The following is a 9576-nucleotide window of genomic DNA, read 5'->3' as shown; positions in this document are numbered from 1 at the left end:
TCTTCCGACCCATCGATGCCGTCGGTATCGGCGGCGAGCGCCGAGACGCCCTTGGCACCGTCGATCCCGAGCGCCAGCGCCAGCAGGAACTCGCTGTTGCGACCGCCCTTGCCCTTGCCGCGGATGGTGACGGTCGTCTCTCCGCCGGAGAGAACGACAACCGGCTTGGTGAACGGCCGGCCGCGGCCGGCAACCTCCCGGGCGATTGCCGCGTGGACACGACCGACGTCGCGCGCCTCGCCCTCGATCGCATCGGAAAGAATGATCGCCTCGATGCCGGCCGCCTGCGCCTGTGCGGCAGCAGCCTCCAACGAAACGGACGCGGACGCGATGAGCCGGACTTCGTTTCGGGCAAAACGCGGATCATCAGGCAACGGCGCAGCGCTTTCCGGGTTCTTGAGCCAGGCCATGACTGTCGCAGGCAGTTGCAGGTCGTAACGTTCGACGAGCGTCAGGGCGTCTTCGCGATTGCTGACATCCGGCAACGTAGGCCCGGAAGCGACCAGCGCTGGGTCATCGCCCGGAATATCGGAAACGATCAGCGAGACCACCTTGGCCGGATAGGCGGCGGCGGCGAGCCTGCCGCCCTTGATCAGCGAGACGTGCTTGCGCACCGCATTCATGGCGCTGATCGGCGCGCCAGAGGCAAGCAGTGCCCGATTGACAGCAATCTCGTCCTCCAGCGTCAGGCCGGATGGCGGTGCAGGCAACAATGCCGAACCACCGCCACAGACGAGCGCGACGACGAGGTCGTCCTCCGTCAGTCCGCTGACCTCGGCCAGCAGTCGCTTAGCGGCCTGCAGACCGTTTTCATCCGGGAGCGGATGCGATGCCTCGAGGACCTCGATTTTCTTGCACGGAGCAGCGTAGCCATAGCGGGTGACGACCACGCCCGAGAGCGGACCATCCCAATGACGCTCGAACGCGGCCGCCATCTGGGCTGCGCCCTTACCGGCGCCGACGACGACCGTGCGCCCCTTTGGCCGCTCGGGCAGATTTGCAGCGATCACCCGTTCCGGGTCGGCGGCGGCAACGGCCGAGGTGAACAGTGTCTCCAGGAAGCTGCGTGGGTCGGTGATGGCTGGCATTGGTCTCTCCCTAGAGCACTAGCGCAATATCTGACGGAAAACCGCTTCGCACTTTTCCTGGATTGCTTGAAGGTCTCGGGCGGCGGTTCCTCCAACCGCCGCCCGGACACATGACCGGCCCGGCGCAATGGGTTGCCGGACGAGTCATGCGCATTTTTACTCTGACAAAAGGATCAGGCGACCTGGTGGTTCGCCATGCGCTCGAGTGCGCGGACAAGGCCGGAGTGGTCGAGGCCGCTGTCGCCATTGGCGGCGCAGTTGTTGAAGAGCTCCTGCGTTGCTGCGGTGTTCGGCAGCGAAATGCCGAGCGACTTCGCACCCTGGAGAGCCAGGTTCAGGTCCTTCTGGTGCAGCGAGATGCGGAACCCCGGGTCGAAGGTGCGCTTGATCATGCGTTCACCGTGAACCTCGAGAATACGCGAGGAGGCAAAGCCGCCCATCAGTGCCTCGCGGACGCGTGCCGGATCGGCACCGGCCTTCGACGCGAAGACGAGCGCTTCCGATACAGCCTCGATCGTCAGCGCGACGATGATCTGGTTGGCAACCTTGGTGACCTGGCCGTCGCCGCAATCGCCGACGAGCGTGATGTTCTTGCCCATCAACTTGAGGAGCGGCAGGGCGCGGTCGAAGCTTTCCTGGGACCCGCCCGCCATGATCGACAGCGAGGCGTTCTTGGCGCCGACTTCGCCGCCGGAGACCGGGGCGTCGATATATTCGGCGCCGGTCTCGCGTACCTTCTTGGCGAACTCCTTCGTCTCGATCGGCGAGATCGAGCTCATGTCGATGACGAGCTTGCCCTTCGAAAGACCGTAGGCAACGCCGTTTTCGCCGAAGAGGACGTCCTTGACCTCAGGGGTGTCCGGCAACATCAGGATAATCGTGTCGACGGTTTCGGCCAGCGCCTTCGGCGAGTCGACGAACTTGAGGCCGTTGTCGAGCAGTTCCTGGCGTGGGGGAATGACGAACTTCGAGGTGACGATGGTGTGGCCGGCATCCTGCAGGTGGCGCGCCATCGGCGTGCCCATGATACCCAGTCCAATGAAACCGATTGTTGCCATGGTGCTTAGCTCCTGATCTTGATGATGTCTGCGGATTGGGTGCGCTGGCGCTCGGTGCCGAGCCAGCCAAGGCCATCGGCCGTCGTGGTGCGCGGCTTGTATTCGCAGCCGATCCACCCGTCGTAGCCGGCCTCTTCCAGTGCGTCGAAGACGAACGGATAGTTGATCTCGCCGGTGCCGGGCTCGTTGCGGCCGGGGTTGTCGGCAAGCTGGACGTGGGCGATGCGGTTGGCATAACGCTTGTAGGTGCCGACCAGTTCACCCTCGGTGCGCTGCTGGTGGTAAAGATCGTACTGGATAAAGAGGTTGTCGCTGCCGACTTCCTCGATGATCGAAGCAGCCTGGCCAACAGTGTTGAGGTAGAAGCCCGGAATGTCGAAGCGGTTGATCGGCTCGATCAGCAGGCGAATGCCGTGCTTGCCGAGTTCGCTGGCTGCGAGCTTGAGGTTGGCGACCAGTGTCGTGCGCAGGATACTGTCGGAGACACCATCAGGCGCGATGCCGACGAGGCAGTTGACTTGGCGGCAATCGAGCGCAGTCGCATAATCGATCGCGCTCGCTACGCCCTTGCGGAATTCGTCGACGCGATCCGGCAGAATGGCGATGCCGCGTTCGCCGCGTGCCCAATCACCGGCCGGCAGGTTGTGCAGAACCTGGGTGAGGCCGTGGCGCTGAAGTTCGGCGCGCAGGCTCACCTTCTCGAATTCGTAGGGAAACAGATATTCCACGCCGTCGAAGCCGGCCTTGGCAGCAAGGGCGAAACGGTCGAGGAACGGCACCTCGTTGAACAACATTGTCAGGTTCGCAGCGAACTTCGCCATGCGATGCTTCCTCCTTGTGTTTGTTTTGGAGCGGCATGCGGGCGGCTGGCCGCCCGCATCTCCTCAGTCCGGTGGCCTCAGTCGAGCAGCGCCGTGATCGCGGTCGGCACGTCCTCGCCGCGGGTCGCCAGTTCCTCGAACTCGACGACGGCGTTGATGTCGGCGCCCATGGAGATGTTGGTGACGCGCTCCAGGATGAACTCGATGACGACGGGAACCTGGTGCTCATCCATCAGGGCACGGGCACGGTCGAAGGCCTCCTGGAACTCGTTCGGGCTGCGCACCCGGATCGCCTTGCAGCCGAGACCTTCGGCAACCGCGACGTGGTCGACGCCGTAGCCCTTCTCCGCATCGCCAGAGGCGTTGATGTTGTCGAAGGCGAGGCTGACCTCGAAGTCCATGTTGAAGCCGCGCTGTGCCTGGCGGATGAGGCCGAGATAGGAATTGTTCACGACCACATGCAGGTAGGGCAGCTTGTGCTGGGCACCGACGGCCAGTTCCTCGATCATGAACTGGAAGTCGTAGTCGCCCGAGAGAGCAACGATCGGCCGGTTGGGATCGGCGGCGCGAACACCGAGAGCGGCAGGCAGGGTCCAGCCGAGCGGGCCGGCCTGGCCGCAATTGATCCAGTTGCGCGGCTTGTAAACGTGCAGGAACTGCGCGCCGGCGATCTGGCTGAGGCCGATGGTCGAAACGTAGCAGGTGTCGCGGCCGAAGGCCTTGTTCATTTCTTCATAGACACGCTGAGGCTTCAGCGGTGTCTGGTCGAAGTGTGTCTTGCGCAGCATGGTGCGCTTGCGCTCGCGGCACTCTTCCGCCCAGACGGACCAGTCACGCAGCTTGCCAGCTGTCTTCCATTCCGTCGCGACATCGAGGAAGAGCTTCAGCGCGGCCCCGGCATCCGAGACGATACCGAAATCGGGCGCGAAGACGCGGCCGATCTGCGTCGGCTCGATGTCGACGTGAACGAACTTGCGGCCTTCCGTATAGGTCGGGTCGTTGCCGGTGTGGCGGTTGGCCCAGCGGTTGCCGACACCGAGAACGAAGTCGGAGGCGAGCAGGTTGGCGTTGCCATAGCGGTGCGAGGTCTGCAGACCACACATGCCGGCCATCAGCGGATGGTCGTCCGGAATCGTGCCCCAGCCCATCAGCGTCGGAATAACCGGTATGCCGGTGATCTCGGCAAATTCGGTCAGAAGATCGGAAGCGTCGGCGTTGATGATGCCGCCGCCGGCGACGATCAGCGGACGCTCCGCATCGTTCAACATCGCCAGAGCCTTCTCGGCCTGGGCGCGGGTCGCCTTCGGCTTGTAGGGCTCGAGCGGCTGATAGGTGTCCGGATCGAACTCGATCTCGGCCAGCTGAACGTCGACCGGGAGGTCGATCAGGACCGGGCCGGGACGGCCGGAGCGCATGATATGGAATGCCTTCTGGAAGACGAAGGGAACGAGTGCCGGCTCCATGACGGTGACCGCCCATTTGGTGACGGGTGCGGCGATCTTCGAGATATCGACGGCCTGGAAATCTTCCTTGTCGAGGCGTGCACGCGGCGCCTGGCCGGTGATGCAAAGGATCGGGATCGAATCCGCCTGGGCCGAATAGAGGCCGGTGATCATGTCGGTACCGGCCGGGCCCGACGTGCCGATGCAGACGCCGATGTTGCCATGCTTGGCGCGGGTGTAGCCCTCCGCCATATGCGAGGCACCTTCAACATGGCGTGCCAGGATATGGCGAACCGAGCCGCGCGCCTTCAGCGCCGAGTAGAACGGGTTGATGGCGGCACCCGGTACGCCGAAGGCACAATCGATGCCTTCCTTCTCCAGAACGTAAACAGCCGCGTCAACGGCACGCATCTTAGCCATGAGAACTCCTCCAATTTCCTGAAAACATAATCCATCTATTTCGATTGGCAACACACAAATGGAAATCATTTCCATCATGTGGAAATAAAGATTTTCAATAATTCGGAGAAAATCGCTACGTGGGCTGATAGAGGATGATGGCGAGAGATGTGATTTGCAGAGAGGCTTCGATGGACGGTAACGGCAAGGGAAAACGCGGACGCAAGGCGGGCGAGAATGCTGCGCCGTCCTCCGTCCAGGTGCTGGACCGCAGCCTTGCTCTGCTGACGGTGGTGGCTAAGGGCGACGGCTCGACCTTGACCCAGCTTGCCGATGAGACCGGCATGGCACCATCGACAGTGCACCGGTTGCTGACGACGCTTGCCGGACACGGCATGGTGATGAACGATCCGGATACCGGCGCCTGGACCGTCGGCCTCAAGGCCTTCGAGATCGGCAACGCCTATCTGCGCTTCCGCAAGCTCGGCACGATCAGTCGCCCCTTCCTCAAGGGGCTGATGGAGGAAAGCGGCGAGACGGCCAATATCGGCATCGAGGAAGGCGGCGACGTCGTCTTCATCTCGCAGGTCGAAAGCCACGCGCCAATGCGCGCCTTCTTTCGCCCGGGCCGCCGTGGCCCGGTTCATGCCTCCGGCATCGGCAAAGCCATCCTGTCCACCTGGTCCGACAAGGACATCGCCCAGCTTCTCCATGGCCGCGAGCTCGCGCATTTTACCGACAAGACCCGCGACACGCTGCCGGCACTGCTGAAGGACATCCAGGAGATCCGCCACCGCGGCTGGTCGGTCGACGACGAGGAGCACACGCTCGGCATGCGCTGCGTCGCAGCACCGATCTTCAACGAATATGGCGAAACGATTGCCGGCATCTCCATCTCCGGCCCATCGGTCCGCGTCAGCGATCAGAAGCTCTCGATCTTCGGCCCTGTGGTGCGCGAACGCGCCGACGCCCTGACCAAAGCGATGGGCGGCAAACGGCCGGAAGAACTGTAAGCGATCAAGCAGGCGCCGCGCATTCGGTTGGAATAGGCTGCACGCAAACAAAAAGGCTTGCAGATCCTTGCAGATCTGCAAGCCCTGAGAACGCGGTGCTATGCCGGTCAGACGGCTTCGAGGCGTTTGGCCGCCGGTGTCGTGTCCTTCACACCGCTGGTGGCACCCTTCATCGGCTTGCCGGCGACGTAGGTTTCAGTGACGCAGCGGTCATCGCCCATCGTCTGCAAGATGAAGAGCTCTTCCGCGAGCGAACCGGCGACCCGCATGCGAAGCTCCATCGACGGCTTGGCGCGACTGTCGAACACGACGATATCCGCATCCGCGCCGACATGAAGGGAGCCGATGCGGTCGTCGAGATCGAGCGCGCGGGCGTTGCCGAGCGTCATGCGGTAGAAGGAATTGAACGGCGTCAGACGCTGGCCCTGCAGGTGCAGCACCTTGTAGGCCTCGTCCATCGTCTCCAGCATCGAGAAGCTCGTTCCGGCGCCGACATCGGTCGCGACCGACCAGCGGGCACCGAGCTTGTCGAAGCGGTCCCGGTCGAAGAGACCGGAGCCGAGGAAGAGGTTCGAGGTCGGGCAGAAGGTGCCGACGGCCCCGGTCTCGGCGAGAACCGAGATCTCGCGATCGCTCAGATAGATACAGTGACCGAGCAAGGTCTTGCGCGTCAGGAGATCGTAGCGCGCATAGATGTCGGTATAGTCCTTCGCCTCCGGATAGAGCGAGGTCGCAAAGGCAATCTCGTCCCTGTTTTCGGAAAGATGCGTCTGCACGTAGCATTCCGGATGCTCGGCGACGAGCGTCCTGCTCGCCTCCATCTGCTCCGGGGTCGAGGTGATGGCAAAGCGCGGGCTGATGGCGTAGTGCGCGCGGCCGCGGCCATGCCATTTGGCGATCAGCGCCTTCGTCTCGTCATAGCCCTGTTGTGGCGTGTCGCGCAGCGCATCGGGCGCGTTGCGGTCCATCATCACCTTGCCGCCGATCATCAGCATGCCGCGTGCTTCCGCCGCGCCGAAGTAGGCGTCCACGCTTTCCGGATGCACGGAGCAATAGGCGACCGCCGTCGTCGTGCCGTTGGACAGGAGCTCGTCCATGAAGCGGCCGGCGATGAAGTTGGCATGTTCCGGCTTCCGGAACTTCTGTTCCTCGACGAAGATGTAGGTGTTCAGCCATTCAAGAAGCTGAGCGCCGTAGGAAGCGATCGCCTGCGTCTGCGGGAAATGCAGATGCGTATCGATCAGACCGGGCAGCACGAGGTTGGGGCGATGGTCGGCGACCTTGACGCCGGCGCCGGCGCGGCGGGCAACCTCGGCATGTTCGCCGATATCGGCGACCTTGCCGTCCCGCACCAGCACGGCGCCATCCTCGAAGTAACGATAGGAGGCCGCATCGTCGAGACCCTTGGGCTCCTCGACGAAGGTGAGCACGCGGCCCCGGATCAGCAAATCGGTCATTGGGTCTTGCCTCCATTCACAACGGATTCGTACCAGGCGACGAGCAGCTGCCGCTCCTCGTCCGATACGCCGGTGACATTGGCGGGCGGCATTGCGTGGGTGCGGCCGGCCTGCAGATAGATTTCGCGCGCGTGGTTGGCGATCTGGGTGTCGGTTTCGAGCGTCACGCCCTTCGGCGGCACGACGATACCCTCCCAGCCGGGCTCCTTGGCATGGCACATGGAACAACGGCCGAGCACCGTGTCGCGCACCTTCGGGAAAGCTTCTGCCGTCACGAAGGGCTGCTGCGCGGCCGAGATCTTCTCCTCGCCGCCGCCGGCCAAAATCTTCGGCACGGTCGACAACCACATGATCGCGACGAAGAGCAGCGCGGTGACGAGCCAGGTCCAGGTCGGGTTACCCTTGTTCGCGTGCCGGGTGTTGAAATAGTGGCGGATGGTGACGCCCATCAGGAAGACCAGCGAGGCGATGATCCAGTTGTACTGGGTACCGAAGGCCAGCGGATAGTGATTCGACAGCATCAGGAACAGAACCGGCAGCGTCAGGTAGTTGTTGTGGGTCGAGCGCTGCTTGGCAATCACGCCGTATTTGGCGTCCGGCGTGCGGCCGGCGATCAGGTCGCCGACGACCACCTTCTGGTTCGGGATGATGATGAAGAAGACGTTGGCCGACATGATCGTTGCGGTAAACGCACCGAGATGCAGGAAGGCCGCGCGGCCGGTGAAGAGCTGCGTGTAGCCCCAGGCCATGGCGACCAGGATGAAGTAGAGCAGCACCATCAGTCGCGTGTTGTCACGGCCGAGTGGCGACTTGCAGATCGTGTCATAGGCGAGCCAGCCAAAGGCGATCGAGGCAAGCGAAATGGCGATCGCCACCGGCTTCGAGACATCGAGCACGTTCGGATCAATCAGGTACAGGTCCGCGCCGGCATAATAGACCAGGCAGAGCATGCCGAAGCCCGAGAGCCAGGCGACGTAGGACTCCCATTTGAACCAGATCAGGTGTTCCGGCATGTTGGTCGGCGCAACCAGGTACTTCTGGATGTGGTAGAAGCCACCACCGTGCACCTGCCATTCTTCGCCATAGGCGCCGACGGGCAGGCCGGGATGCTTCTTCAGACCGAGGTCAAGGGCGACGAAGTAAAAGGACGAACCGATCCATGCAATGGCGGTGATGACGTGCAGCCATCTCACGGCAAAGGTCAGCCAATCCCAGGCGATGGCATAGTCGTACATGCAATTCTCCCATTTCTCCTCCAGCCATTATGTGTCATTGCTGGAGGTCGCGGGAACGTCGCTGCTTCACCAACACTTTCAAAAAAATCTATAAAATAGCGACGCAATGGATGGGCTAGTAAGAAGCCGGAGGAGTGGGACGGAGGCATGTCGTATCTGGACAATGTGCGCGTCTTCGTACGCGTCGTAGAGCTTGGAACCCTGTCGGCGGCCGGTCGCGACCAGCGCGTGACGCCGGCGGTTGCGAGCAATAGAATCAAAGAGTTGGAACGCCATATGGGGGTTCGCCTGTTCAATCGGACGACGCGCAAGCTGACCCCGACAGAGCACGGTCGCGTCTTTTACGACGGCGCGGTAAAGATCCTCGAAGCGGTCAACGAGGCCGAGAATGCGATCGCCGATCTTTCGCGAAATCCCAAGGGTGCGCTGAAGATTACCGCTCCTTTGGGGATAGGTCGGCGCCTGATTGCATCGGGCATTCCGGAGTTTCACGACAAATATCCCGACATCGAAGTGCGCCTTCGCCTTTCGGACCATAATGTCGACATCCTCTCGGAAGGCGTCGACGTCGCCTTCAAGCTCGGCATCCTCGAAGATTCGAACCTGCGCATGCGCGGCATCATGAATTGCGAGCGGGTAATCTGCGGGGCGCCCGCCTATTTCGAGAAACGAGGCATACCGCAAACGCCTGAAGCGCTGATCGCCGACAAGCATGACTGTCTGTTGCTGCGTTATCCCGGCTCGAAAGAGTACTTCTGGACGCTCCAGACCATGGAGGGCGTGCGCAAGCTGGAGGTGATCGGCCCTTACGATTCGGATGACGGTGACGTGCTGACCCAATGGGCCCTCGATGGGCGCGGCATCATCAACAAGCCGCTCTTCGAGGTGAAAGGCCACATCAACTCCGGCGCGCTGGTGCCGATTCTTGTCGATACGCCGCCGCTCAGCGTACAGCTTGCGGCGATCTATCCGCACAAGCGCTTCCAGGACCCGAAGGTTCGGTTGATGATCGACTACATGGCCGAACGCTGTCAGCGCCTGATCGGCAAGGCGCTGGAATAGC

7 protein-coding genes and 1 pseudogene are annotated in these 9576 nt (G+C 62.4%); 2 read left to right on the top strand and 6 right to left on the bottom strand.

Going from position 1 to position 9576, the window contains the following annotated elements:
- The 4 genes and pseudogenes from I8N66_RS06875 to gcl all read right to left on the bottom strand — a co-directional run.
- Positions 1 to 1049, bottom strand: a pseudogene (locus tag I8N66_RS06875) (glycerate kinase); the annotation flags it as partial.
- A 212-nt stretch (positions 1050 to 1261) separates the two neighbouring features.
- On the bottom strand, positions 1262 to 2146 hold the full coding sequence (locus I8N66_RS06870) for a 2-hydroxy-3-oxopropionate reductase (protein WP_291151321.1): 885 nt from the start codon (positions 2144 to 2146) through the stop codon (positions 1262 to 1264).
- A gap of 5 nt (positions 2147 to 2151) precedes the next feature.
- Positions 2152 to 2967 (bottom strand): hydroxypyruvate isomerase, encoded by an 816-nt coding sequence (hyi, locus tag I8N66_RS06865; protein ID WP_291151318.1) that lies wholly within the window; start codon positions 2965 to 2967, stop codon positions 2152 to 2154.
- A gap of 77 nt (positions 2968 to 3044) precedes the next feature.
- Positions 3045 to 4829 carry a glyoxylate carboligase gene (gene gcl / locus I8N66_RS06860; RefSeq protein ID WP_291151315.1) on the bottom strand — a complete coding sequence of 595 codons (1785 nt, stop codon included), beginning with the start codon at positions 4827 to 4829 and terminating at the stop codon, positions 3045 to 3047.
- A 170-nt stretch (positions 4830 to 4999) separates the two neighbouring features.
- On the opposite strand from gcl, the gene I8N66_RS06855 reads away from it, so the two are divergent.
- Entirely contained in the window at positions 5000 to 5821 is an 822-nt protein-coding gene (locus I8N66_RS06855) for an IclR family transcriptional regulator (RefSeq protein WP_291151312.1), read from the top strand.
- Between the two features lie 107 nt (positions 5822 to 5928).
- On the opposite strand, the gene guaD is transcribed toward I8N66_RS06855, so the two are convergent.
- Both guaD and I8N66_RS06845 read right to left on the bottom strand, forming a co-directional pair.
- Positions 5929 to 7278, bottom strand: a complete 1350-nt coding sequence (gene guaD / locus I8N66_RS06850) for a guanine deaminase (RefSeq protein WP_291151310.1) — start codon at positions 7276 to 7278, stop codon at positions 5929 to 5931.
- Entirely contained in the window at positions 7275 to 8513 is a 1239-nt protein-coding gene (locus I8N66_RS06845; RefSeq protein WP_291151307.1) for a urate hydroxylase PuuD, read from the bottom strand. The genes guaD and I8N66_RS06845 overlap by 4 nt, the downstream gene beginning before the upstream one ends.
- A 147-nt stretch (positions 8514 to 8660) precedes the next feature.
- On the opposite strand from I8N66_RS06845, the gene I8N66_RS06840 reads away from it, so the two are divergent.
- On the top strand, positions 8661 to 9575 hold the full coding sequence (locus I8N66_RS06840) for a LysR family transcriptional regulator (RefSeq protein WP_113535231.1): 915 nt from the start codon (positions 8661 to 8663) through the stop codon (positions 9573 to 9575).
- The last annotated feature ends 1 nt before the right edge of the window (position 9576 follow it).

This window comes from Ensifer sp. SSB1 (assembly GCF_016652895.1).
Lineage (GTDB): Bacteria > Pseudomonadota > Alphaproteobacteria > Rhizobiales > Rhizobiaceae > Ensifer.
Note: the sequence above shows the minus strand (reverse complement) of the source record. Positions and strands in the feature narration are given on the sequence as shown.

What these genes read in the sequence shown, in the direction of transcription:
- I8N66_RS06840 (WP_113535231.1), top strand. Translation starts at nt 8,661, where the DNA reads ATGTCGTATCTGGACAATGTGCGCGTCTTCGTACGCGTCGTAGAGCTT.
- hyi (WP_291151318.1), bottom strand. Translation starts at nt 2,967, where the DNA reads ATGGCGAAGTTCGCTGCGAACCTGACAATGTTGTTCAACGAGGTGCCG.
- I8N66_RS06855 (WP_291151312.1), top strand. Translation starts at nt 5,000, where the DNA reads ATGGACGGTAACGGCAAGGGAAAACGCGGACGCAAGGCGGGCGAGAAT.
- I8N66_RS06870 (WP_291151321.1), bottom strand. Translation starts at nt 2,146, where the DNA reads ATGGCAACAATCGGTTTCATTGGACTGGGTATCATGGGCACGCCGATG.
- gcl (WP_291151315.1), bottom strand. Translation starts at nt 4,829, where the DNA reads ATGGCTAAGATGCGTGCCGTTGACGCGGCTGTTTACGTTCTGGAGAAG.
- I8N66_RS06845 (WP_291151307.1), bottom strand. Translation starts at nt 8,513, where the DNA reads ATGTACGACTATGCCATCGCCTGGGATTGGCTGACCTTTGCCGTGAGA.
- guaD (WP_291151310.1), bottom strand. Translation starts at nt 7,278, where the DNA reads ATGACCGATTTGCTGATCCGGGGCCGCGTGCTCACCTTCGTCGAGGAG.